The organism is Nitrospirillum karajorum (assembly GCF_036348415.1).
Taxonomy (GTDB): domain Bacteria; phylum Pseudomonadota; class Alphaproteobacteria; order Azospirillales; family Azospirillaceae; genus Nitrospirillum; species Nitrospirillum amazonense_B.
The window spans coordinates 1,036,239-1,061,506 of record NZ_JAZBQB010000002.1 but is presented as its reverse complement, the minus strand read 5'-3'; the positions used below and the strand labels follow the sequence as shown (position 1 = coordinate 1,061,506).

17 protein-coding genes and 2 pseudogenes are annotated in these 25,268 nt (G+C 64.5%); 6 read left to right on the top strand and 13 right to left on the bottom strand.

All coding sequences use genetic code 11. From position 1 onward, the window contains the following. Positions 1–9: 9 nt before the first annotated feature. The 5 genes from UCD39_RS12250 to UCD39_RS12230 all read right to left on the bottom strand — a co-directional run bounded on the left by UCD39_RS12250 (position 10) and on the right by UCD39_RS12230 (position 6,834). On the bottom strand, positions 10–1,158 hold the full coding sequence (locus tag UCD39_RS12250) for a phosphatidylinositol-specific phospholipase C1-like protein (RefSeq protein ID WP_330496286.1): 1,149 nt from the start codon (positions 1,156–1,158) through the stop codon (positions 10–12). A 68-nt stretch (positions 1,159–1,226) separates the two neighbouring features. Beyond that, positions 1,227–3,479, bottom strand: coding sequence for a GH92 family glycosyl hydrolase (locus UCD39_RS12245; RefSeq protein WP_330496285.1), 2,253 nt, complete (start codon positions 3,477–3,479; stop codon positions 1,227–1,229). 45 nt (positions 3,480–3,524) lie between these two features. Then, positions 3,525–4,244 carry a TonB-dependent receptor domain-containing protein gene (locus tag UCD39_RS12240; RefSeq protein ID WP_330496284.1) on the bottom strand — a complete coding sequence of 240 codons (720 nt, stop codon included), beginning with the start codon at positions 4,242–4,244 and terminating at the stop codon, positions 3,525–3,527. Further along, on the bottom strand, positions 4,226–5,716 hold the full coding sequence (locus UCD39_RS12235; RefSeq protein WP_330496283.1) for a TonB-dependent receptor plug domain-containing protein: 1,491 nt from the start codon (positions 5,714–5,716) through the stop codon (positions 4,226–4,228). Before UCD39_RS12235 ends, UCD39_RS12240 begins: the two co-directional genes overlap by 19 nt. Positions 5,717–6,144: 428 nt before the next feature. Then, positions 6,145–6,834, bottom strand: coding sequence for a TetR/AcrR family transcriptional regulator (locus UCD39_RS12230; RefSeq protein ID WP_330496282.1), 690 nt, complete (start codon positions 6,832–6,834; stop codon positions 6,145–6,147). A gap of 179 nt (positions 6,835–7,013) precedes the next feature. Here UCD39_RS12230 and UCD39_RS12225 point away from each other — a divergent pair, with 179 nt between their 5' ends. Beyond that, the gene (locus UCD39_RS12225) at positions 7,014–8,828 is read left to right on the top strand and encodes a DUF885 domain-containing protein (RefSeq protein WP_330496281.1); all 1,815 of its coding nucleotides are present in this window, start codon (positions 7,014–7,016) and stop codon (positions 8,826–8,828) included. 72 nt (positions 8,829–8,900) lie between these two features. After that, positions 8,901–9,998: an IS5 family transposase gene (locus UCD39_RS12220; protein ID WP_330495033.1), complete on the top strand. Its 1,098-nt coding sequence runs from the start codon at positions 8,901–8,903 to the stop codon at positions 9,996–9,998. A 186-nt stretch (positions 9,999–10,184) separates the two neighbouring features. Here the strand turns inward: UCD39_RS12220 and UCD39_RS12215 are convergent, their stop codons facing one another. From UCD39_RS12215 to UCD39_RS12195, 4 genes and pseudogenes are all read right to left on the bottom strand, one after another. Beyond that, a complete protein-coding gene (locus UCD39_RS12215; protein ID WP_330496280.1) occupies positions 10,185–10,625 on the bottom strand; it encodes a TM2 domain-containing protein in 441 nt (146 codons plus the stop codon). A gap of 217 nt (positions 10,626–10,842) precedes the next feature. Further along, positions 10,843–12,341, bottom strand: a pseudogene (locus UCD39_RS12205) (efflux transporter outer membrane subunit). Next, positions 12,341–15,516, bottom strand: a pseudogene (locus tag UCD39_RS12200) (efflux RND transporter permease subunit). Before UCD39_RS12200 ends, UCD39_RS12205 begins: the two co-directional pseudogenes overlap by 1 nt. Before the next feature lie 14 nt (positions 15,517–15,530). Further along, positions 15,531–16,712: an efflux RND transporter periplasmic adaptor subunit gene (locus tag UCD39_RS12195; RefSeq protein WP_145731762.1), complete on the bottom strand. Its 1,182-nt coding sequence runs from the start codon at positions 16,710–16,712 to the stop codon at positions 15,531–15,533. 228 nt (positions 16,713–16,940) lie between these two features. On the opposite strand from UCD39_RS12195, the gene UCD39_RS12190 reads away from it, so the two are divergent. Further along, positions 16,941–17,663: a TetR/AcrR family transcriptional regulator gene (locus tag UCD39_RS12190; RefSeq protein ID WP_330496278.1), complete on the top strand. Its 723-nt coding sequence runs from the start codon at positions 16,941–16,943 to the stop codon at positions 17,661–17,663. Positions 17,664–17,680: 17 nt separating this feature from the next. Here UCD39_RS12190 and UCD39_RS12185 read toward each other — a convergent pair whose 3' ends face one another. Next, complete coding sequence (locus UCD39_RS12185; protein ID WP_330496277.1) at positions 17,681–17,989, bottom strand: hypothetical protein; 309 nt, start codon at positions 17,987–17,989, stop codon at positions 17,681–17,683. Between the two features lie 240 nt (positions 17,990–18,229). On the opposite strand from UCD39_RS12185, the gene UCD39_RS12180 reads away from it, so the two are divergent. Then, the gene (locus UCD39_RS12180; protein ID WP_330496276.1) at positions 18,230–18,865 is read left to right on the top strand and encodes a TetR/AcrR family transcriptional regulator; all 636 of its coding nucleotides are present in this window, start codon (positions 18,230–18,232) and stop codon (positions 18,863–18,865) included. A 70-nt stretch (positions 18,866–18,935) separates the two neighbouring features. Beyond that, positions 18,936–19,529, top strand: coding sequence for a 3'-5' exonuclease (locus tag UCD39_RS12175; RefSeq protein ID WP_330496275.1), 594 nt, complete (start codon positions 18,936–18,938; stop codon positions 19,527–19,529). A gap of 154 nt (positions 19,530–19,683) precedes the next feature. Here the strand turns inward: UCD39_RS12175 and UCD39_RS12170 are convergent, their stop codons facing one another. From UCD39_RS12170 to UCD39_RS12160, 3 genes are all read right to left on the bottom strand, one after another. After that, complete coding sequence (locus tag UCD39_RS12170; RefSeq protein WP_330496274.1) at positions 19,684–21,555, bottom strand: hypothetical protein; 1,872 nt, start codon at positions 21,553–21,555, stop codon at positions 19,684–19,686. An 815-nt stretch (positions 21,556–22,370) separates the two neighbouring features. Continuing rightward, complete coding sequence (locus tag UCD39_RS12165; protein ID WP_040843375.1) at positions 22,371–23,312, bottom strand: glutaminase; 942 nt, start codon at positions 23,310–23,312, stop codon at positions 22,371–22,373. 179 nt (positions 23,313–23,491) lie between these two features. Continuing rightward, complete coding sequence (locus tag UCD39_RS12160) at positions 23,492–24,211, bottom strand: ArsR/SmtB family transcription factor (protein ID WP_330496273.1); 720 nt, start codon at positions 24,209–24,211, stop codon at positions 23,492–23,494. Between the two features lie 132 nt (positions 24,212–24,343). Between UCD39_RS12160 and UCD39_RS12155 the strand changes: the two genes are divergently transcribed. Continuing rightward, on the top strand, positions 24,344–25,174 hold the full coding sequence (locus UCD39_RS12155; RefSeq protein WP_330496272.1) for a metallophosphoesterase family protein: 831 nt from the start codon (positions 24,344–24,346) through the stop codon (positions 25,172–25,174). Positions 25,175–25,268 lie beyond the last annotated feature (94 nt).

Sequence of the window (25,268 nt, the reverse complement as noted above, 5' to 3'; positions counted from 1 at the left end):
CGGCCGCCTTTAGCGGTCCAGCCCCTGGCTGACGCAGTTTGCGCCGGCCGTCACCGGGTTGCAGCGCGCCGCCCCACCGCCGGGCAGGCTGACGACGAAGCCGGTCGCGGCCGGTTCGGACGCCGGATAGTCCGTGCTGACCATTTGCGCGCCGCTGTCCAGCGCCATGTCGCGCCGGCGGGTGTCGTTGGCCCGCGCCTCCTTGGTGTCGGCATCCGACCGGGTGCGGACCAGATAGCCTTGGCGCACCAGGGCGGTGATGGCGTCGCCGGGGCCGTCGTTCATCTCAATGAAGGCGGCATCGTCGCTGGCGACGCCATTGGGATCGACCTTGGCGTTGGTGAAGGCGACACGGCCCTTGAGGCTGGGATGACCCTCCAGATAACGGGCGCTGATGACGCGCTGATCCAGCAGGAAGACGACCTTGCCCCGCGCCTCCTCCAGGCTGGGCCAGCCGCGCGTCCGCACGGCGGCGTTCAGGGTGGCGGCATCGCCCCGCACCCGGTCGGGGGTGATGATCTCATCCGCCTTGAACACCGACAGGATCTCGCGGTCCAGCGCGTCCAGGCCGGCGGGGGTCAGCGCCTCCGGCGTCACGGTGGGGAAGGACAGGGACAAGGTCTCCTCCTTCGTTTCCAGCAGGATGAACAGGGGGACATGGCCCGGGTGCGCCTGGGACCAGGCGCGGATTTCGGCCAGGCAGGCGGTGAAGGGCTGGCAGGTGCTGCGGTAGTCCACATCCTGGACATGCATGACCTTGAAGCCCGGCTTGTCCATCAGGTGGTTGGGATCGAAGGGCGGGTCCGCCGGCAGGCCGGCCCGCGCCACCAGCCCGGGGCCGGCGGGATGGGCGTACAAGCCGCCCTTGCTGTCGGCGAAGATGTCGAGTTCCACCTGGCGCACCCCGGCGGTGAGCTGGGAGGTCAGATCCTGATGACGGTAATCCAGTGCCGCGTACAGCTCAGGACGGGTCTTCTTCCATAGCACCGACTCGCTGGCGGCGATGCCGGCGTGATAGCTGTTGTGGGTGCCGATGACCTGTATCTGGTTCATGGCCACCGCACCCGCGGCGGGCTTTTTTTCCGGGGCCTGGGCGGCGCACGCGGTAAGGGTCAGGGTGGCGGCGCCGACCAGCAGCAGCGAACGGGGGAAAGGCATGGGAAGGCTTTCTCGAAAGGGTTCGGGGCGAAGGCTTAACCGCGTTTGGTTTCAGGACGGTGACGGCCTCAGGACTGCGACGCTGGGACACACAGCATGGGCTGGTCGGCCGTCGTGTCGGACAGGGAGGGTGGCGGCGTGCCCGTCCCCCAGCGCGTGGGCTCCGGCCCCATGACCAGCTCCAGCACGCCCCCGTCCTTGATCTGGCCATGGCGGAACCAGTTGGTCTCCAGCGGCTGGCCGTTCAGGGTGGCGGACTGGACGTAGCGGTTGAACCGCTCCGCATCCAGGTTATGGGCGATGACGCGGAAGTGCTTGCCCCCGCCCAGGTCCAAGTCGGCTTCGGGGAAGCTGGGCGTGCTGATCAGGTAGACATCCTGGCCGGCGATGGGGAAGAAACCCAGCATCTGGAAGATCAGCCAGCTGGACATGGCGCCGGAATCGTCGTTGCCGGGAATGCCGCCGTGGGTGCCCAGGAATTCCCGTTCCAGGGCGTAGACCGTCATGTCGGCGGTGCGGTCGGGCCGGCCGATCCAGTTGTAATAGAGGGGCAGCAGGAAGCCCGGCTCGTTCGACATGTCGAAATGCCGCTTCAGGAACAGCGTGTCCAGCCGGCGCAGGAAGCCGGCCTTGCCGCCGGACAGGGCCACCAGCCGCGCCACGTCATGGGGCGCGTACAGCGAATAGGTCCACTCATCCCCCTCATAAAAGAAGTCGGGCCAGGTGCCGCGCTTCAGGGTGTTGGGCTCGGCCCAGCTGCCGTCCGGGTTGCGGGGGCGCAGGAAGCCCTTCACCCCCTCCTTCACCAGGGTCGGGTCCCACAGGTTGGCCCAGTTGCCGGAGCGCTGGGCGTACAGCTTGGCCTCTTCGCGTCGCCCCAGCCCGCAGGCCAGCGTGGCGATGGCGAAGTCGTCGTAGGCATATTCCACGGTGCGGGAGCCTGACCGCTCGTTGGCCAGGCTGAGATAGCCCTTGGCGTTGTATTCCATCAGGCCGCCGCGCCCCCATTTGCGCGGGTCCTGGGGCGGCACCTCCGCATCCTTGCGCATGCCGGCATAGGCGGTCTTGTAGTCGATGCCGGTCAGGCCCTTCACATAGGCGTCGGCGATGACCACCTCGGCATTGCTGCCGCCCTGGGTGCGGCCGGTGTCGTTGCCGCTGCGCCCATCGGGCAGGTAGCCCTCATGCCGGTAGATGTCGACCAGCGACCGCACCAGGTCGCGCTGCCGCTCCGGCGCGATCAGGGTGAGCAGGGGGCCGGAGGTGCGGAAGGTATCCCACAGGGTGTAATAGTCATCGTAATAGGGCTCGGTCGAGGTCCAGCCGGGGTTCTCGCCCGTGCGGTCCGACGGCATCAGCATGGTGTGGTACAGGGCGGTGTACAGCTGGCGGCGCTGGTCATCGCTGCCGCCCGTCACGGCGATAGGGGACAGCGCCTTGTCCCAGGCGGCGGTCGCCTGGGCGCGGGCGGCGTCGAAGTCCCAGCCGGGCGCCTCCGTCTCCACAGTGTGGCGGGCCTGGGCGGCGCTGATGAAGGACAGCCCCACCTTCACCTGCACCATGTCGCCCGGTTGGGCATTGAAATCGACGCTGGCGCCGATGGGCTGGTCGCCGTCCACCCTGGCGGTGGCATCCCGGGATGGCGGTCCGCCCGCCCAGGTGCGCACTCCGGCCGGGGCGTGGTCGACCTCCATATGGAAATAGACCTTGTACTCCCGGCCCTCGTTCCAGCCCCCGGTATAGCGGCCGACGCCCTCGATCACGGTGGGGGAGATGACCTTCAGTTCGGCGCCCAGGAACTTCTGGGATTCCGATCCTGGCCCCTTGTTCAGGATGGCCGCCAGGTTGACGGTGACATGGGCGTCGCCGCCGGCCAGGAAGGTGTAGCGGTGCAGGCCCACGCGCGGCGTGGCCGTCAGCTCCACCCGTGTCTGGTAGCGGGTCAGGGTCGCGGCGTAATAGCCGACCTTGGCCACCTCATCCACCCGCACCGACTTGATGTCGGCGGGGGTGACCTCGCCGATGACGGGGGCCACCAGGATGTTGCCGTACTTGCCGGAGGCCCCGCTGAGGTGCAGGTGGCTGAACCCCAGCACCCGCCCCGTCCCAGCGTAGCCCGACCCGATGTGGAAGCCGTCGAAGGTTTCCATATCCGGGCCGACCTTGACCATGCCGAAGGGCAGGGCGGCGCCCACGAACACCTCTCCACCCCAGTCGATGCCCAGATAGGGGTAGACCGCGTCGCTGGGCCCGGCTGCCTGCGCGGGACCTGTGGCGCAGGCCAGCAGGAGGGTCGAGACCAGCAGCATCTTCTTCAACATCGGCATCGCTCCGTCGGATGGCAGATGGCGGACAGGGGGAAACGATCAGAAGCCGACGGTGACGGTGCCCATGTAGTTGCGACCCGGCAGATAGTAGAAGGTGGGGTTGGTCAGGTTGCCGCTGCCCTCGGTGGCCGTGCGGTTGTTGAACAGGTTGTTGATCATGAAGCTGACCTTCAGCCGGTCACCCATCTTGTACCCCACCACCACGTCGCTGAACTGATAGTCGGGCAGCTTGACGTTGGGGTTGTTGTCGGCGCGCTGGCCGGTGCCGGCATAGCGGGTGCCGACATACTTGGTCAGGAAGGATCCGAACCAGTTGTCCTTGTCGTACATCAGGCCATAGGCCAGGGTGCTGCTGGGGGCGTTGGCGATCTGCAGGCCGGTGGCCTTGACGGCGGCGCTGTTCAGGCTGCCGTTGGCGGTGACGGCCAAGCCCTCAATCAGGGTGTAGGTCACCTCCGCCTCGATGCCCTTGTAGATGACGCCGCCCTGGTTGAAATACACCGTGGTGTTGGCGATGCCGTTCACCGTTTCCAGGTCGCTGCTGACCTTGTTGCGGAAGTTGATGTAATAGCCGTCGATATCGGCCACCAGCCGGTCGGTCTTGTAGACGAAGCCGGTCTGGTAGTTGATGGTCTGCTGCGGGCTGACGCGGTTGGCGCTGGACCCGGTGCTTTCCAGCACGCTGACCTGTGGCGCCTGGAAGCCCATGGCCCACTGGGCGTACACCGCCATCTGGTCGTTCAGGCGGTAGTTGACCATGGTGGAGCCCAGGTCGGCGCTGTAGTCCCCCGATTATTGTAGGGCGCGAAGTTTAGCGTGCCCTGGAAGGTGCGCGAGAAGTCGATGTGCTTGAAGCCGGGGATGATGGTCAGGTCCGGCAGCGGATGCCATTCCAGCTCGACGAAGGGCTGGGTCGTGTCGCTTTCCGTGATGTAGTTGTTGATGACGCTGCCGAATTTACGGTAGGGCGTCAGGGCGGTGATGACCCCGGTGGCCAGGTTGTAGGACTGCTGGAACTGGGTGTCGCGGGCATGCTCCGCCCAGACGCCGGTGCGGACCGTGGCGGAGAGGAAGCCCTCGCCCACATCCTTTTCCAGCTTGGCGATGTCACCCCACGCCCGGTAATACCCCTGGTTATGGGCACCGGGCACGCCGCTGGACAGCAGGGCCGCGTTGGGGGTGGCGCCGGTCTGGTCGGCGCCAGCGATGGCCTTGTCATCCAGAGCGTAGGTGTAGGCCTTGTTGTCGAGGCGCAGGAAGCCCAGGTCGCTTTGCACCCCGATATATTCAAAGTCCGCCTTGCGGTGGTCGACGTTATAGTCCCGGTATTGCTGTGAATTGGGGTCGTCGTTCAGGTTGGCGAAGGACTTGCCGAACTTGGCGGTGGCCGCCCGCGTCTGCTGGGTGAAGTTGTTCCAGGTCAGGTCGCTGTAATCGGCGAACAGGGTGACGGTGGTGCTGGCGCCCACGGGCTGCCGCACTTTGACCAAGGCGTTGTCGCGGTTCAGGCCGGCATAGTTCAGCAAGCCGTCCGACTGGGTGTGGTCATAGTCCAGCAGGACGCGGGTGCCCTGGGTGTCGGCGATGGCGCCCGTGTTCACGGCGCCGTTGCCTTCAAAGCCGCCGCCGCTGCCGAAGCCCACCATGGCCTTGCCACCGAAACTCTCCGCCGGGGAGTTGGAGGACAGGGCCATGGTGCCGCCGAAGGTGGCGTTGCCCACCGTGCTGGCGGTGCCGGGGCCGCGGTCCACCACCACATGGTCCAGGGTGGGGGCAGGGAAGAACGAGGTGGTGGCATGGCCGAAGGCGTTGGGATCGCCGAAGGGGATGCCGTCGAAGGTGACGTTGTACTCACCGTCCTGGAAACCGCGGACCGTGGCGTTCTTGCTGGACAGGCCCATGCCGTTGGGGCTGGAACTGCTGGCGCTGGGCGCGAACTGGGCGATCGCCAGATAGTCGGATATGGGCGAGGCCACGTCCTGGATGAAGTGGCTGTTCAGCAGCGATTGCGGCTGTACCGCCGACAGCGAGGCCTGGCCCACCGCCAGATTGGTGGCCGTGCCCCGCTCCCGGTTCGCGCTGATCACCAGCTCGGGCGTCGTGGCGTCGGCGCCGGCCGTAGCATCGGGCGTATCCGCGGTGGTGACGTCGGCGGCGCGGGCGGCCGAGGGGGTGATCAGGGGGGCTGCCAGCGCGAGGACGGACGCGCTGAGCATAAGCAGGCGGCGCATAAGGGGCTCCATCAGGTCAAAGGGGGCCATTCACCCATCCAGATGGAATGGGCGTGGCCGGTTCTGGTTGGGACGACGCCAAGCCGGGGGCCGGGCGTGTCCTTGCGATAAGAAGGAAAATTGAAAAATTAAAATGACGCCAAAGCGTCATCCTCACGAAAGAGGATGGGTGCCATAAAGACCAAGATTTATTGCGGCACGCGCCCATATCGCGGGTGCACGCGCTAATTACAGGCGGGCGAATGCCAGCCGGACCCAAATCTACCTACGGATGTTTTGTCGTTTTTCGAGCGCCGTTGCGTTCGGTAGCGAAAGCTACTGAATAACTATTGCCGATTTATGTCGGTGTTGCTTAATTTATTGGAACAAGGAAGACGTGTCTTGACCGTAGCGGGACGCCACCAAAGCGTTCCTATCCGGTGACGGCGTCAGTCCGCGGCGGCCAGCGCCGCCTCGCGCTCGGCGAACTTGGCGAAGTAGCGGACCACCATGTCCGCGATTTCCCGGTTGATCCGGTTGTCGTCCAGGCCCGGCTCGTCAAACACCATTTCCGTGGCGCTGTACATCACCTCGACCGCCAACCGGGTGGCGAGGCGCAGCTCCGCGTCACTGGTATGCGGGTAATGGTCACGGATTTCCTGAAAGGACCGCTCAGCCACGAAATTATGGGATTCCAGGCGCAGTTGCTGCAGCGCCGGAACGGCGCGCAACGCCCGCAGGACCCAGACGCCCCCCAGGCAATTCCGCGCGATGTCGTTGGTGACCTCCTGGATCTGGCGCAGGCGGTCGGCTTGCTGCTCCGGCGTGTCCTGCGCCGGCATCGGATGGCTGGCCTTCACCCAGGCAATGTAGGCGGCGTTCATCCGCTCCATCATCCGGACGCCCAGTTCCTTCAGCACGGCGTATTTGTTGGGGAAGTAACGGTACAGCGCGGGTGGCGTCAGGCCGGCGCGGGCGCAGATCAGGTTGGTGGATAGCCGTTCAATGCCAACCTCGCCCAACAGCAGGGCGGCGGCCGACAGGATCGTCTCCACTGTATCGATGGACCGCTTCTGGACCGGCGTCTGCTTTTTGCTGAGATCCGGCATGGGTGTCGCATCGAGAGGGCGGGACGGCATTGCTTGTCCTGGGCTGCGGCCTTTGGTGCCGGAGTTTCATTGCGTCAACGGGGGAAACGCAGCCGCACTCTAGGGGGCGGCCGGGGCGCGTTCAAGCGCTGGCGCCGGGCCGGCTTTCATCCCTCAAAATTTTGCGCATACTCTCCCGCAAAACAAGGTTCGACAGTTGGGAGAGCTTCATGATCGATCGTCGTCAATTCCTGGCCGGCGGTACCGCCGCCGTCGCCGTGTCGTCCGCCCTGCCCGCATGGGCGCAAGGGGCTGGCGCCTCGCTGACCGCCTTGCTCGAAACCTTTTTTCAGGAGGATTTGCGGCGCCGGCCCGAGGCGGCGACCAACCTGGGCCTCGATACCGGGGAGCTGTCCGCCTTGCGCGGCCGTCTGGCCGACCGTTCCGCCGCCGGCCTGGCCGCGGAGCGTGAGGCCACGGCCAGCCAGATGCGCCGCCTGGCCGGCATCGACCGTCGCGCCCTGGCCGGCATCGATGCCGTCAATTACGACTGCGTCGCCTATGTCCTGTCCAACCGCCTGGAAACGTACAAGCGCTTCGACTTCGGCCGGCCGGGCGAACGCTCCCCCTACGCCATCAGCCAGTTGACCGGCTGCTATCAGTCCACCCCAACCTTCCTGGATACCAAGCACCCCATCACCGCCAAGGACGACGCCGAGGCCTACCTGTCGCGGCTGGAGGCCTTCGCCATCGCCCTGGACCAGGATACCGAGCGCCTGGATCATGACCGGGGCGCGGGCGTGGTGGCGCCGGATTTTCTGCTGGACACGACCCTGACCCAGATGCGCGCCCTGCGCGTCGACGCCGACATGTCGGATCTGGTGTCTTCCGTGGCGCGCCGAGCCAAGGCCAAGGGCATCGAGGGCGACTGGGCCGCCCGCGCCGCCGGCATCTACACGTCCAAGGTGCTGCCGGCCCTGGACCGCCAGATCGCGGCGGTGGAGGCCGCACGCAAGCAGGCGACGCACGACGCCGGCGTCTGGCACGTCAAGGACGGCGACGCCTGGTATGTCGACGGCCTGCGCGCCAACACCACCACCACCCTGTCGCCGGAGGAGGTGCATAAGATCGGCCTGGACCAGGGTCGGGAGATCACCGCCCGACTGGATGCCGTGCTGAAGGCGCAGGGGCTGACCCAGGGCACGGTGGGCCAGCGCATCAAGGCCCTGTACCAGGACCCCGCCTCCTTCTATCCGAAGACGGAGGAGGGGAAGGCCCAGCTCATCGCCGACCTGGGTGTCCGCCTGGCCGATGTGGTCGGCCATTTGCCCCACTACTTCTCCATCCTGCCCAAGGCCAAGGCGGAGGTGAAACCGGTGCCGCCGCAGATCGACGCCGGTGCGCCGCTGGCCTATTACCAGTCGCCCTCGCTGGATGGGAACCGCCCGGCCGCCATCTATTTCAACCTGCACGACACCGGCGAATGGCCCAAATGGGCTCTTCCCACCACGCTGTACCACGAGGGCATCCCCGGCCATCATCTGCAGGTGGCCCTGGCGCAGGAGACGGCGGGCATCCCCCGCTATCGCTCCAACATGTTCTTCTCCGGCTATGGCGAGGGCTGGGCGCTGTATGCCGAGCAACTGGCGGATGAAATGGGCCTCTACGACAAGGAACCCATGGGCCGGGTCGGTTATCTGAAGTTTCTGCTGTTCCGCGCCGGCCGCTGCGTCATCGACACCGGCATGCACCACAAGCGGTGGAGCCGGGAGAAGGCCGTGCGATACATGGTCGAATTGACGGGCGATACCGAAAGCGCGATGACGCGGGAAACCGACCGCTACTGCGCCTGGCCGGGCCAGGCCTGCAGCTATAAGATCGGCCACACCATGTGGCTGCGCCTGCGTGACCAGGCGAAAAAGGAACTGGGGCCGAAGTTCGATATCCGCGAGTTCCACCATGCCGGCCTGTCATCCGGCAGCATGCCGTTGGACGTGCTGTCCCTGGTCATCCAGGACTACATCACGGCGCGCAAGGCGGTCTAACAGGATGCGGAAAAACCCTTCCGTCTGAGTTCCTGTCGTGATTCGCTTCCTCATGACGCTGAGGAGGATGGGATGCGTGGCGGAGACATTCGGACGGAAGGCTTGTTTTCGTACGTGAGTTGCGAAGCGCGTGTTCCGCCAAGGCATCCGCTTCGGGCGATCCGGGCGATCTGTGACGAGGCGCTGGAGGTTTTGTCGCCGGACTTTGAGGCGATGTACGCGAAGGTGGGTCGTCCTTCGATCCCGCCGGAGAAACTGCTGCGGGCGCTGCTGCTCCAGGCCTTCTATTCGGTCCGGTCGGAGCGACAACTGATGGAGCAGATGGACTACAATCTGCTGTTCCGCTGGTTTGTCGGGTTGGCGATGGACGCCCCGGTGTGGGACGTGACGGTGTTCACCAAGAACCGTGAGCGGCTTCTTGGAGGCGACGTCGCGGCGAAGTTCCTGGGGGCGGTGGTGGCCCAGGCGCGAGGCCGGAACTTGCTGTCGGACGACCACTTCTCGGTGGATGGCACGCTGATCGAGGCCTGGGCGTCGATCAAGAGCTTCCGGCCCAAGGATGGCGGTGGCGACCCGCCGGGCCCCGGTCGCAACGGGGAGCGCGACTTCCACGGGGAGAAGCGCTCCAACCAGACCCACGCGTCCACCACCGACCCTGAAGCCAAACTGTACCGCAAGAGCAATGGCCAGCCATCGCGCCTAGCCTACATGGGGCATGTGCTGATGGAGAACCGCAACGGCCTGGTGGTTGGTGCGACGCTGACCCAAGCGACCGGCACCGCCGAACGCGAGGCGGCGTTGGCATTGGTCGACGGGCTGAAGCCGACGCGGCGGATCACCTTGGGCGCCGACAAGGCCTTTGATGCGCGTGAGTTCGTCCGGGAACTCCGTGCCCGCAAGGTGACGCCGCATATCGCCCGGAATGATCACCTGACCAAGACCGGGGCGCGGCGCACGTCCGCCATTGATGGACGCACCACCCGCCACCCCGGCTATGGCGTGTCCTTGCGTATCCGCAAGCGTATTGAGGAGGTCTTCGGCTGGATCAAGACCACCGGCACCTTGCGCAAGACGCGCCACAAGGGAACCGATCGCGTCGGCTGGGCCTTCATGTTGACCGCCGCCGCCTACAACCTCGTCAGACTGCCCAAGCTGATGGTGGCGGCCTGACCATGCCCGGATTCCGCCTGCAAACGGCGGAAGCCGGGGAAGATGGCCGCAAAAGCGGCCCGTAGCCCCTCGATCAAGCCTTCAATCGGCTTGGCTCATGGGGAAAGGGGCCTTAACGCTCCATTCTTCCGCACCCTGCTAAGTCCGGAAAAGGGGTGCGCGGGTTCAGCCGGGTACCCCCTCCTATCAGAACCAGGCGCGTTTGCCGCGCACGTACACCGCTTCGAATTCCTCATCCGGCTTCACGATGTAGATAATGGCCTCGATCAGGGCGATCAGGCCGATGATGACCGACGGGATGCCCAGCAGGATGAAGCCGAACAGGAACACCAGCAGCATGATGATGCCGGCGGTGTTGTAGCCCAGATAGAATTTATGGATACCGAAGGTGCCAAGGAAGAAGGCAAGCAGGCAGGCCACCAGCTTGTTCTTTTCAGCAGGCGCGGACGCCACGGCGTAGATCTGTTGGGCGACACCGTCGACGCCCACGAAGTCTACCTTGCGGCCGTTCGCCGGCTCCGTCTCCGACCGCCAGTCAGAACGGCTGAAGGTATAGCGTTGTCCGTCGGCGCCACTGATGATGCCGTCGCCGGTCTGCGCGGAATAAGACAGAATGGTCCCCAGCATTGTTCCCCAACCCCATGCCTGTTTTGCCAGCGACCTATGGCTGGCATCTCTAGGTAGAATAACGGCATGCGATGTGGAAGGGAAAGGCGCCTGATGCGCAGATTTGGCCGCAAGGCGTGAGGACGTGACTTTAACCGACGAAACGGTGGGGGGATACGCGTGGCGCCCCCCTCCTGCGGGACGGGCGCTGTCCGCAGGAGGATGACACCATCAAGGCTCAGTTCGCGGCGGCCTCCACCGCCGGCGCTGTCTCCGACCCGCCCAGCACCTTGAACAGGGTGACCCGGTTTTCCAGCAGTGACAGCTGCACGGAAATACGGTTCTGCTGGGCGCTGTACAGGCTGCGCTGGGCGTCCAGCAGGGTCAGGAAGCTGTCGACGCCCCGTTCATAGCGCTTGTTCGACAGGTCGTAGGTAAGTTGGCTGGACTTCACCAGCGACGTTTGGGCCGTCAGTTGACGGTCCAGCGTGCCGCGGGCGGCCAGGGCGTCCGCCACCTCGCGGAAGGCGGTCTGCACCGCCTTCTCATAATTGGCCACGTCGATGTCGCGGGTGGCCTTGGCGGAGTCCAGGTTGGCCTGGTTCTTCCCGTTGTCGAAGATGGGCACGCTGATGCTGGGGCCGAAGCTCCAGGCGCTGCTGCCCGGGGCGAACAGATCGGTTAGGCCGGCACTGGCCGTGCCGTAGCTGCCGGTCAGCGTGATCTGGGGAAGAAGGCCGCCCGGGCGGCGCCGATGTTGGCGTTGGCCGCCTTCAGCGTGTGCTCCGCCTCGCGGACGTCCGGCCGGCGCAGCACCAGGTCTGACGGCAGGCCGGCCGGCAGGTCGCCCAGCACGTCCTGGTCGTCCAGGCTGGCGCCCTCGATCTCCGCGTCGGTCAGGGGTGTCCCGACCAGAAGTTCCAGGGCGTTACGGTCCTGCGCCACCAGGCGGGTGTATTGCTCCAGATTGGCGCGGGCGGTGTCGACGGAGGTCTGCGATTGCGCCAGGTCCAGGGCGGAACTGCTGCCCCGATCGAACATGCGCTTGTTGCGGTTGTACGTCTCCTCCTGGGTGCGGAGGGTGTCCTGCGTCAGGGCCAGCAACTGGCGGTCCGACACCAGGGTCAGGTAGGCGTTCGCCACCTCCGCGATCAGGGACAGGCGGGTGGTGGCCGTGGCCTCCGCCGTCGACAGGTATTGTTCCAGTGCCTGCTGTGACAGGCTGTGGACCCGGCCGAATAAATCCAACTCGTACGAGGTGACGCTGACCTGCGCCTGGCTGGAATTGTAGGTGATGCCCTTGGTGCCGGAGCCCGAGGCGCCTGCCGACGCCCCCTGGGCACCCAGGGCGGAGATGGGCGTACGGGCCCGGGTGGTGCTGCCGCCGGCGTTCAGCGTCGGCAGGGTGGCCGCATCCTGCACACGGTAGTTTGCCCGCGCCACTTCGATGTTCAGCAGGGCCACGCGCAGGTCGCGGTTGTTCTCCAGTGATTTGGCGATCAGGGCCTGCAGCCGGGGGCCGCGGAACACGGCTTTCCAGCTATCCGGTCCCTGAAGCGGCGAGGGCTTGCCGGGCGCATCCGCCGGTTCATACGCCTGGCCGGTGGGCCAGGCGTTGGGAACCGGGCTTTGCGGCCGGGTGTAGTCCGGCGCCAGGGAGCAGGCCCCCAGCGAGGCGGTTGTCAGCAGCAGGGCGGTGAAGGCCGCGATGCGCTTGGGGATCGAAAACACGGTCATCACGGATGTCCTGCGGTGTCATGGCCCGGGGCGGTGGGGGCGGGCGTGCCCGAGGCGGGGGTGCCGGGGGAGGGCCGCTTGCCGAAGCGCCGAAGGACCGAGACGAAGAAGACGGGAACGAAGAAGATGGCGAGGAAGGTGGCCGAGAGCATGCCGCCCATCACGCCCACGCCGATGGCGTTCTGCCCGCCGGAGCCGGCGCCGTTGGCCACGGCCAGCGGCAACACGCCCAGGATGAAGGCGAAGGACGTCATCAGGATGGGACGCAGACGCTGCCTGGCGGCGGTGACCACGGAGGTGATCAGGTCGTGCCCTGCCTCATACTGCTCCTTGGCGAACTCCACGATCAGGATGGCGTTCTTCGCGGACAGGCCGATGGTCGTCAGCAGGCCGACCTGGAAATAGACGTCGTTGTCCAGGCCGCGCAGCCAGGCCGCGGCCACCGCGCCGATGACGCCCAGCGGCACCACCAGCATGACCGACACCGGGATGGACCAGCTTTCATACAGGGCCGCCAGGCAGAGGAAGACGATGGCCAGCGAGATGGCGTAGAGGGCGGGGGCTTGCGAGCCCGACAGCCGTTCCTCGTACGACAGGCCGGTCCATTCGTGCCCGATTCCCGGGGGCAGCTTGGCGGCCAGCCTTTCCATCTCCGCCATCGCCTCGCCCGTGCTGTGGCCGGGGGCCGGCACGCCCTGGATGTCGCGCGACGACACGCCGTTGTAGCGCTCCAGCTGGGGTGAACCGTACTGCCAATAGGCCGTGGTGAAGGAGGAGAACGGGACCATCTGGTTGCTGGAACCCCGCACGTACCAGCGGCTGATGTCGCTGGGCAGCATGCGGAAGGGGGCGTCCGCCTGGGCGTAGACCTTCTTCACGCGGCCCTTGTCGATGAAGTCGTTGACGTAGGACGACCCCCAGGCGGTGGACAGGATGCCGTTGATGTCGGACAGCGACAGCCCCAGGGCCGTGGCCTTGGTCTGGTCGACCTTCACCCGCAGCTCCGGAACATCCTCCAGGCCGTTGGGGTGGACCTGCATCAGCACGGGGCTCTGCGCCGCCATGCCCAGCAGCTGGTTGCGCGCGGCCATCAGCTTTTCATGGCCCAGGCCGGCGCGGTCCACCAGTTCGAAGTCGAAGCCGGAGGCGTTGCCCAGCTCGATCACGGCCGGCGGCAGGATGGTGTAGATGGAGGCGTCGCGATAGGCCATCAGCTTCATCATCGCCCGCTGGGCGATGGCGCCGGCCTTCTGGTCGGCCCGGGAGCGTTGCGACCAGTCGCGCAGGTTGACGAAGGCGAAGGCGGAGTTCTGGCCACGGCCGGCGAAGTTGAAGCCCACCACCGTGAACAGGCCGGCCACATTGTCCTTCTCATCGACCAGGAAGTGCTTTTCCATGGCCTTGGCCGCTTCCAGCGTGCGCTCGGCGGTGGCGCCGGGGGGGGTGGCGGCCTGGACGAACAGGAAGCCCTGGTCCTCGTCCGGCAGGAAGCCGCTGGGGATGCGCATGAACAGGAAGACCATGCCCGCGACAATGACGCCATAGACCAGCAGATAGCGCAGCGTGCGGCGGCTGACATGGCCGACGGCGTTGCCATAGCCGTTGGACAGGCGGTTGAAGCCGCGGTTGAACCAACCGAAGGGGCCGGTTTCCACGGCACCGCTGCCATGGTGGGCGGCGGGCTTCAGCAGGGTGGCGCACAGGGCCGGGGTCAGGACCAGGGCCACCAGCACCGACAGGGCCATGGCCGACACGATGGTCAGCGAGAACTGGCGGTAGATGGCGCCGGTGGACCCGGAGAAGAAGGCCATGGGCACGAACACGGCCGACAGCACCAGGGCGATGCCGATCAGGGCGCCGGTGATCTGGCCCATGGATTTGCGTGTGGCCTCGCGGGGGACAATCCCTCCTCCGCCATCACGCGCTCCACGTTCTCCACCACCACGATGGCGTCGTCGACCAGCAGGCCGATGGCCAGCACCATGGCGAACATGGTCAGCGTGTTGATGGTGAAGCCGAAGGCCGACAGCACGCCGAAGGTGCCCAGCAGCACCACCGGCACGGCGATGGTGGGGATCAGCGTGGCCCGCCAGCTTTGCAGGAACACGAACATGACGATGAAGACCAGGACGATGGCTTCCAGCAGCGTCTCGACCACGTCATGGATGGACAGGCGCACGAACGGCGTCGTGTCGTAGGGGTAGGCGACCTCCAGCCCCTCGGGGAACAGGGGGCGCAATTCCTCGATCTTGGCCTTGATGGCCTTTTCCACCTGCAGCGCGTTGGCGCCGGTGGTCAGCTTGATGGCCAGGCCGGCACCGGGATGGCCGTTATAGCGCGCCTGGGTCTCATAGCTGTTGCTGCCCAGCTCCACCCGCGCCACGTCCTTCAGCAGGACCTTGGAGCCGTCCTGGTTCACGCGCAGGATGATGTCGGCGAACTGCTCCGGCGTTTCCAGCCGGGTCTGGGCGATGATGGTGGCGTTCAGCTGCTGCCCCTGGACGGAGGGCAGACCGCCGACCTGGCCGGCGGACACGGCCTTGTTCTGCACGCCGATGGCGCTGGTCACGTCGGCCGCCGTCATCTGAACGGCCGCCAGCTTGTTCGGGTCCAGCCAGACGCGCATGGCGTGCTGCGGGCCGAACAGGGTGATATCGCCGACACCGTCCAGACGGCTGATGGGATCCTGCAGGTTGGACGCGACGAAGTCGCCGACATCGGTGTCGTTCAACTGCCCGGTGGGGGAGAAGAAGGCCAGCACCATCAGGAAGTTCTTGGCGGACTTGCTGACCTGCACGCCCTGCTGCTGCACTTCGGTGGGCAGCAGCGGCGTCGCCAGCTGCAGCTTGTTCTGCACCTGCACCTGGGCGATGTCGGGGTCGGCCTCGGCGTTGAAGGTCAGGGTGATGGTGACGTTGCCCGAGCTGTCGCTGGTCGAACTCATGTAGCGAAGATGATCGATGCCGTTCATCTTCTGCTCGATCACCTGCGTGACCGTGTCCTCCAGCGTCTTGGCCGAGGCGCCGGGATAGCTGGCGGTGATGGCCACGGAGGGTGGCGCGATGCGGGGGAACTGCTCGATGGGCAGGCTGTTGATGGCCAGCGCGCCCGCCATCATGATGACGATGGCGATGACCCAGGCGAAAACGGGCCTGTCGATGAAGAATTTTGACATGGGGTGGCCCTGCCTTACAGCGGCTGCGGGGTGGCGGGGGCGGCCGCCTGGGGCTTCACCTCATCCGCCTTCACGTCCGCGCCGGGACGCAGGCGCTGGACGCCTTCCACCACCACGCGGTCACCGGCGTTCAGGCCGCCGGTCACCACCCACTTGTTGCCCTGCGCCTGGGTGGTGGTGACGGGGCGGACGGTCGCCTTGTTGTCCTGGCCCACGACCCAGACGGTGGTGCCGCCGTCGGCGCCGCGCACCACGGCCTGTTGCGGCACCAGCATGGCCTGGTCGCGCACGCCTTCCTCAACCCGCGCCCGCACGAACAGCCCCGGCAGCAACTCCGCCTTGGGGTTGGGCACGGTGGCGCGCAGCGTGACCATGCCCGTGGTCTGGTCCACGGTCACGTCGGCAAATTGCAGGCGGCCAGGCTCGCCATAGGGTTGGTCGCCCAGGCCGTCGATCAGCAGGCTGATGGGGGCGTCACCCGCCGTGGCGCCCTTCACATGGCCGGCGGCGATCTCCTGGCGCAGCCGCAACAGGTCGACGCTGGACTGGGTGACGTCGACATACATCGGGTCCAGCTGCTGCACCGTGGCCATGGCCGTGGTCTGGTCGCTGGTGACCAGGGCGCCTTCCGTCACGGAGGAGCGGCCGATGCGACCACTGATGGGGGAGTAAACGCGGGTGTAGTCCAGGTTGATCTGGGCGGTCTTGACCTGGGCGCGGGCGGCGTCCACCGCCGCCAGGTCGGTCGCCAGGCTGGCGGTGATGTCGTCGTAGTCCTGCTTGGACACGGCGTTCACGGTCACGAGGTCGGCATAGCGTTCCGCCTTGGCCTTGACCGACTTCACCGTCGCCTCCGCCTGGGCCAGGCTGGCCTTGGCGCTGGCCAGCGCCGCCTCATAGGGGGCGGGGTCGATCTGGTACAGCTGCTGGCCGGCCTTCACGTCACCGCCCTCGGTGAATAGCCGCTTGAGAATGACGCCGCTGACCTGCGGGCGCACCTCGGCGACGCGGAAGGCGGAGGTGCGGCCGGTCAGTTCCGTCGACAGGGTGACGGGCTGCGGCGTCACGGTGACGACACCCACGGAGACAGGGCCCTGGGGCGGCGGCGCTTGCTTCTTCTCGCCGCATCCGGCCAGCGTGATCGCCGCGACCGACAGCGTCGCCACCATGGCCACCTTAGGAATGTTGAGTGTCATCAATGCCTCTTCGACGAAAGCCCGCCCCCAACCCCGCCTGTCTGGATGTCGGCGAAAACGCACCTCAGTCAGGAACAAACCGGAAGTGGTAAGGGAACGGGGAAAAAGATAGGCAAGGGTGCATCGTACGGAAGCCCTGACCTTGCCGAATGGTGGTTTCGTACTGTATTATACAGTACAGTCCTGTGATGTGCGTCACCGGGCCATTGATTAAGCTATGAAATTACGATGACCAGCCCCTCACGCCACGCCGCGCCCGCTTCCAGCTATCCTTCCGAGACAGCCTCCCTCCCGGCCGCGGCATCCCCGTCCCAGCCGCCATCACCCCCATCGGATGCGCCCAAGCTGGGACGCCGGGCGGAGGCGCGGCGAGCCGCCATGATGGATGCCGCGCTGAAGGTCTTCATGGAAAAGGGGTTCGAGCGCACGACCCTGGGCGACATCGTCGCCCTGTCCGGCGGTTCCCGCGCCACGCTCTACGACCTGTTCGGCGACAAGGAGGGCTTGTTCCTGGCGGTGCTTGAGGTCGTGACGGCCCACATCAGCCAATTGATGAACGACATCGCCGAAAGCTGCGGTCCGCCGGAGGAGGTGCTGCTGCAATTCGGCACCTCGTTGCTGGAGGCGCTGGTGCAGCCCGATGTCATGGCCATGAACCGCATCCTGGTGGCGGAGGGGCGGCTGTTCCCCGATCAGCTGGAAGGCTTCTTCCGCAGCGGGCCCGACCAGGCCCGCGGCAAGGTCGCGGCCTATCTGCGCCGGGCGGCGGATCAGGGGGTGATCGTGGTGGACGATCCCATGACCGCCGCGCACATCTTCTTCGGCATGGTTACGGCGGGATATTCGTTCGAGGGGCAGATCAATCCGGCCCGCCTGGGCGACGCCGCGGACCGCCACGAATATGTCCAGCAGGTCGTGCGGCTGTTCCTGCGGGGCCTGTGCCCCCGCTGACACCCCCTCGTGAAGGCTCAGTCCTGGCGCGGGGCCTTCTGGTTCAACTGGACGAACAGGGCGATCAGCGCGGCGGCCGCGGCGGCGAAAGGCGCGCCGATGAACCATACCATCAGGAACATGTACTGCGACACGCCCAACAGCAGCAGGACGACCGCCAGCAGAATGATGGCGCCCAGGGCCGCGAAGGCCATGGACCAACTGACGATGGACAGGCAGGCCACCGTCGGGTCGTGGGCGTCGCCGTCCGCGTTCTCCCGGGTTGGGCCGATCGGACCTTCGCCCGTCAAACCCTTGCCGAATGAACTGTCTGTGGTGCCGGTCATTGTGGGTCCAGCAATCTTGTCTCCCGCGAATGAAAGAGTAGCACCACGCGCCACCGAATCCAGTGGTCTGGCGCTATACGGGCGTATGGCCGCGGACATATGGGGGCTGGCCGCGTCGATGGCCCATGGCGTTCCGCCGCCGGACGCGGTAGTCATGGGGCGCCACAGGCGGGCGCAGTAGGCGCCGCGCCGTTTTCCCGCCGCCGACCGCCTCGCCCACCAGCCTCAGCCGCCCGACCCGTGACCGCCCCAGAACCCGCCTCCGCCGCCTCCACCCCGGGTCCCGCCCTGACCGGCCGCGCCGCAGCTACGCGCCAGCGCCTGATGCAGGCCGGGGCCGAGTTGCTGGGCGAGGTGGGGATCGAGCGCATCTCCACCAACCAGGTGGCCAGCCGCGCCGGCGTGACGCCCCCCGTCTTCTACCGCCATTTCAAGGACAAGTACGACCTGCTGGCCGCCCTGGGCGGCGCGCTCATGGAGTCGCAGAACGACATCCTTTACGACTGGCTGGAGCGTAGTGCGCCCGCCGGCTTTGAAGAGCTGATGCAGAACCACTATCAGTTCCTGCTGTCCACCATCCAGGCGACGGCCGCCGTGCCCGGGGCGGTGTGGATCATGCGGGCACTGCGCGCCGTGCCCTCGCTGACCGCCATCCGCCTGGCCTCGCACGAGATGGTCACCGACCGCATCTGCCGCGCCATGGGCCCGTTGTTGCCTGATATGAATCCGGCCGAATTGCGCTTGCGCACCCGCATCGCCGTGGACGCCGGCTACGCCGCCGTGGAGATGGCTCTGGACGACCCCACCATGTCGCCGGAAAGTGTTTGCCGCGCCCTGACCGACATGTGGATGGGCGGCCTGCGCCACGGGGTGTGAGGCTGGGCTGATACCGATGCCCGGTGCGCGCCGCCGGCGATGGGAAATAACACACGGGGTTGGACAAGTCTTGAGTAAGGCGGGAAGCGTCGGCACTGGCCGCTGGGTGGCCATGGACATCGAGATGACCGGCTTTCGTCCGGTGGATGGGCGCAGCATCATCGAGGTTTCGGCGGTGGCGGTTTCGCCGTGCGGCGGTGGCGGGCATGTGCGCGAGGCGTGCAGCTGGCGGATAAATCCCCGATGCCCGTTGAATCCCATCGCCATCGGCGTGCACGGCGTCCGGGCGGAGGACCTGGCCGATTGTCCTGACTTCGCCGATGTGGCGGCCGACGTCCTGGCCTTCATTGGGGCCGACCCCCTGGTGTTCCATGGCGCTTCGGGCGACGTCGCCTTGCTGAACCAGGAACTGGCGGTCGCCAGCCTTCCGCCCCTGTCCAACCCAGTCATATGCACCGAAACCCTGGCCCGCCGCCGTTGGCCGGGCGAACGGTCGCGGCTCCCCCTGGTGGCCGAACGGCTGGGCTGTGCCGTGTGGACACGCCATAAAAGGCGCCGCCGGCAGGACGGCGGCGTCACCATCACCGGCGATTACCCCTACAAATCCCGGGCCGATGCCGAAATGACGGCGGACATCTGGCTGGCCCTTGGAGCTGCTTGTTAACTGGCCAGAGATTGGATGCGGACCAGCGCAGTGTCTGCTTGGCTCTATATTAATTCGATAGGGTAATTTGATTGTGTCTGCTCAGAATTCGGAGTTGCGTATAAATGGCGGTGCCCTTGGAGAAGAACGCCGCCATTTGCCTGAGAATGCAGAATTATTCAGATAATGGGTCTATAGCCGCGGCAATGGCTGCGGCATACTGTGCCCATGTCTGCTTTGCGGCGCCCCCCGCGATGTCCTGTGTACACCAGAATGAGCCGCCGGTTGATCCCCACTTTTTCAGGTTCTTTTCCATGATATCCGGTGACATGGTGTCATCCAGGATTGGCAAGATGAAGCCGTTGCCATTAATCAGCCCGGTTTGGCCGAAATTTGCCACCAGATAGCTGTTGAGGTTCGCGGTCCAGGTGGCGGGGTCATTGCCAGTACCACCAGCATACGTTTGCAAGTTCATGCCAACCACGGGTTGTGGGTAGGTGGGATTGAAGGGGGTACTATTCAGCCCTGAGTAGATGCTGGCGAGCGCGGCGAACCATTCTGATTCGTTTGTGAATGGGCAGAATGTGAACGCATAAGTGACTTTCGGGCTTTGGGCCAATCCATATTGGTAGAGCTGGACGATCAGCGGAACCACGGCCGACACCGCCGCATCCTCATTGTCCATATCAAAACCAACGGTTGTAATTTCTTTACTAAGTCCTTGCACATGGCTGGCGATCGCCGCGAAGTTAGCGATCAGGTTGGTGGCCGCGCTTCCTTTGGCGCTCAGGATCGTCTGGATATTTGTGAAGGTGTTGTTGGCCGTCGTGTTTGATCTCGCACCACCAAGGGAAAGCCAAACGCGCTGGCAATTCCCTTTCGTCGTACCGGCCCCGATAATCGGATCAAGAATAGCTTTCACATTGTCAGTGTTCAGAGTTCCTTTAGAAGCGAGAACATCGCTTCCCAGGCCATAATAAACATCGCCGGTCAAGTCGTGAACTGTCAGGCTAAATATAATATAGTCAGTGGTTTCTGTGCCAACAGCGTCCTTGACCGTCGCGCTGTTGGTCGATGAGTCGTCTAGGCCATTGATGTAGGCGCCATTGAACAATAAAGCCGTACCCGAGGCGATCGCCTCTGCATAGTCCGCCCACGTGTTGCTTACCGCGCTCGTGGCAATATCCTGCGTACACCAGAATGAACCCCCGGTTGAGCCCCATTCCTGGAAATTCTTTTCCATGGCGCCCGGTGCCGTGCTGTCATCCTGGATCGGCAGGATGAAGCCGTCACCCGTCGCTAGCCCGGTAGTGCCTGGGTGTGACGATACATATGTATTCAACATTGCGGTCCATGCAACCGGATCATTGCCAGCGCCACCAGCATAGGTTTGCAAGTTTATGCCAACCACGGGCTGAGGATAGACTGGATTGGCGGTGTCGGGGTTTAATGCTGAATAGACATCGGCCAGCGTTGCGAACCATTCAACCTCATTCGTGAATGGGCAATATGTGAAGGGATAGATGATTTTTGGACTCTGGGCCAACCCATATTGGTACAACTGGACTACCAGCGGAACGACAGCATTTTCCGGTGCGTCCTCATTATCGAGGTCGAAACCAACGAATGTGATCTTGCTGCTGAGCCCTTGGACATGGTTGGCGATAGCCGCAAAGTTGGCGATCAGGTTGGTGGCCGCGGTAGACTTGGCAGCCAGAATCTTCTGGATGTTCGTAAAGGTTTTATTGTTTATGGTACTTGATCCGGCGCCACCAATTGAAAGCCAGACACGCTGGCAATTACCTGATGTTGTGCCAGCTTTGATGACCGGATCAATTATATTATTAACATTCGTTTTGTTTACTGTGCCATTAGAAGATAAAATATTTTTGCCGAGACCATAATAAACATCTCCTGTTTCATCATGGACAGTAAGGCTAAATATAATATAGTCTGTCGTATTCGTGCCAGAAACAATTGAAACTGTCGCGCTATTGGTTGAGGGAACATCAAGTCCGTTGATGTATGCGCCATTAAATCCAATCATATTCGGCCTCCTATTTTCGAGTTTTTGGATTATCTTGATTGCGACAAGAAACCGCCCTTGCTGACGGAGTGATAAGTGGTCTCCCTCGGGGCGGCACGCGGTGTAGGGATAAAAGGGCAGTAGGTTTGGTCCTCCCAGCGGGGCGAATTGGACCTGTCCCGCAGGCGCCTTCGCAGCATGATCTGTGCCATTAGGAATAGTGAATATTAACAATGACTTGCTTCTTGTCGTGACCATGGCTGACAATGACCGACATGTCCGACGTGTCGGGCCTTGTGGCCGGGCGTAGATGGCTGCCATGGCCGGTCATGTCCGCTTTCCGGCAAAGCGCAGACAGCTGTCGCGCCAGCGTCGCCTACTGCGTCTGGGCCGTAGACTCAATTGACTAAACGAAAGCGCTTCCGACCTCGGTTGTCACGGCACCCATAGTTTGCCTCATGTGATCTATTAACTTCTTGATAAGAAATGGAATTTTTCGTGGCTCGGCTACAATATTCTCGGAAAACAACCCACAGAATGCGGCAAAAAAAGTCCGCCGATAGCGGGCTCAACGACTTCGAAATGTGAAGCATACCCTCTGAGCTTCCGTCCTCAGGTAAAAGGAGGATTCGCTGTCATGTCGCAGCCGGAAACTGGAAGAACTGCGGGGCCCTGATCGCCTCAGCGCAAATCGGAATGCGGCTTGGGCGCCGATCTGTACAGCCACTGGTTTATTCTATTTGGATCAGCCGGGTCGTTTGATTGCGCCGCTTCACACACGACGAACCAAACCCTCGGTAAGATCCCGACGCTTCCATCCAGGCCGGCACCCCGCGTCATCGATCTGACAGGCGGCCTGGGTTAAACAGGCTCCACCCCGTGGCCTCGGCCAGACGCTCCAGAGCGAGGCTGCCCAGCTGGGAGTTGCCGTTGGCGTTCAGGCCGGGGGACCAGACGGCGATGGAGGCGCGGCCTGGAACGATGGCCAATATGCCGCCGCCGACACCGGACTTGGCCGGGATCCCGACGCGGAACGCGATGTCGCCGCTGGCGTCATAATGGCCACAGGTGAGCATCAGGGACAGGATGCGGCGGGCTCGTATAGACGAAATGGTGCGGCCGCCTCCCGGATGGCGACCATCCAGCATCAGGTAGCGTCCGGCGGCGGCAAGCTGGCGGCAGGTCATCTCGATGGCGCAGGCATGAAAATAGGTGCCCAGCACGAGGTCGGGCGCATGCCGCAGCACGCCATAGGATTTCATGAAATGGGCCAGGGCCCGGTTTCGTTCGCCCGTACGCTCCTCCGACCGGGCGACCTCCTCATTGATGGCGATGGACTCATCCTCCGCCAGATAGCGGACGAACTGGACCAGTTCGCCAATGGCCTCGCGGGGCGGATGCCCCGCCAGATTCACATCCGTCACGACGATGGCGCCGGCATTGATGAAGGGGTTCCGCGGAATGCCCCGCTCCGCCTCAAGCTGGACGATGGAATTGAACGCCGTGCCGGAGGGTTCCCGCCCCACCCGTTCCCACAGCTGGTCCCCCGCCTTGCCCAGGGCCAGCGTCAGGGAAAAGACCTTGGAGATCGACTGGATGGAAAAGCCGACCTCATCATCCCCGCCGGCATGGCATTCCCCATCGACGGTATAGACCGCCATGCCGAACCTGGCGGGGTCGACCTTGGCCAGGCTGGGGATGTAGGTAGCGACCTTGCCACGGTCGGGCGCGGCTCGCATCTCGTCGACGATGTCCTGGATGATACCTTGGAGAGTCACGGGCGCTGCCATATCAGACGGGCGGGAAAGGGGCTGGTGCCCCGGCGGTTGGGCAGGGTAGCAGCCTCGCCCCACAGCGTCACGCCGCCACCGGGCCGGTCCCGGCGCCCGCTCCATGCCAATTCACACCGTTGACGCAATTCCCTGAAGATGAATGTCGCGGCGGAGTGATTGACAGGTTAGATGCTCGGCCGTTCGGCTCGCAAAGCCCATTCGTCGATGCCGAGTTCCTGTTTGAAGTTCTTCCAGCCCTCGCGTGTGACTTCGACGATGCGCGACGAAGGTGCGCGGCGTATCCATCCCTTGGTGCAGAGGAGGGCCGTGAATTGGACGCCGAGCGGACCGGCCACGTGATGTTGTCGCTCGGTCCAGTCGAGACACTGCCGTGCGAGGTCGCGTCGGCTTGATTTAATCCTCGCCATGTCAAGGCCCAGGGTCTCGAACCATGCCGCTCCGGCTGGGGTCACCTCGAACCGCTTGTCGGCTGCTGGCGTCAGGAACCCTCGGTCTTGCAGGCCGCAGGCGACAGCGACGCCAAGACGACCTGCCAGGTGATCGTAACAGCAACGCGCAAATCGGAGCCGCTGTGCCTCGGGGGCCGGCACCTTGCGGCGAACGGGTTCCCTAGATGCGATGGACGCAAGACTTTCCAGCGCAAGCGCCACATGAGGGCCGCCGAGCCGGTAGTAGCGATGGCGCCCTTCCGTTTCCACCGTCACGAGACCGCCGAGGAGGAGTTTGGCGAGGTGCGAACTGGCCGTTTGCGCCGTGACTCCCGCCGCATGCGCCAATTCACCAGCCGGCCTCGCGCGGCCATCCAGCAGCGCGACGAGCATGGCGGCGCGCGCTGGATCGCCGATGAGGAAGGCGGAGTTGACGACGTTTGGCTGCAGGCCCATGGCCGAGGCTCCTTATGATCACGCACCACGATAGCACGAGGAAATGTCGCCATCCTTCGATGCAGATCGAAGCACCAGAACCGATCCGCTGCATAGGCTCCGTCTCGAGAAACTCAACGATGGGACATGCCGATGACCAACGATGCCGATGCTGAAGCTCGCTTTATCCACGACCTTCGGCACGAGACGATGAGAGGTGCGGCTGTGACCAGAACCGTCATCGCCCATGTGACCGACGCCCACCTCGGACAGCGCCTGGCGAGCAGCGGCGAAGTCGCGGGCGACAAGATGCGCTATGTGGAAGAAGCGGACGCGCACACGGCGCACCTGCGGCGCGTCCTCGACGACATCACCCGGAAAGGGATCACCGAAATTGTCTTCGGCGGAGACATCGGCACGACCGCGGCCGTGCCGGCGTTTTTCGGAGCGATGCGAGATCACGATTTCTCACCGTTGATCGTCCTCGGCAACCACGATGCCTATGCCAGCGTCGCGCCCTGGTGCAACGCTGGCGCCATCGAAGGGAAGATGTGTTCGTCAACCGACAAGGGGCCATGGCGACGGATCATGCTCGACTCATCCGACAACATGATCGGCGAACGTCAACTCGCCTGGCTTGCGAACGCGCTGGAAAGCGTCCGGCGGGCCGCCGTCTTCGTCCACCACCCCGTCTTCGAAATTGACACGCCGATCGACCGGTCGCCGGCGGCGCTGCGCGACCGCGCCGCTCTTCAGGCGCTCCTCCTCAGTGTGGGTCCTGATTGCGAGGTCACGCTGTTCTGCGGCCACTATCACATGGTCGATGAGCGTCGCGACGGTAATGTTCGGCAGTTCGTTACGCCGGCGGTATCTTATCAGATCACAAAGAAATCGGACGAGATCGAAGTGGACACTTCAACCTTCGGCTATAGGATCATCGAATTCGATGATGATAAGGTCCAGACCCAGGTCATACTCCTGTAAACTGTACCCGGCACCGCCTCGTCCAGGCGGGCGCCCTGGGCCAGAACGTCCGCCCCCTGCCCACCGGGGATGCCGGATGTGCGTTCGACCGCTC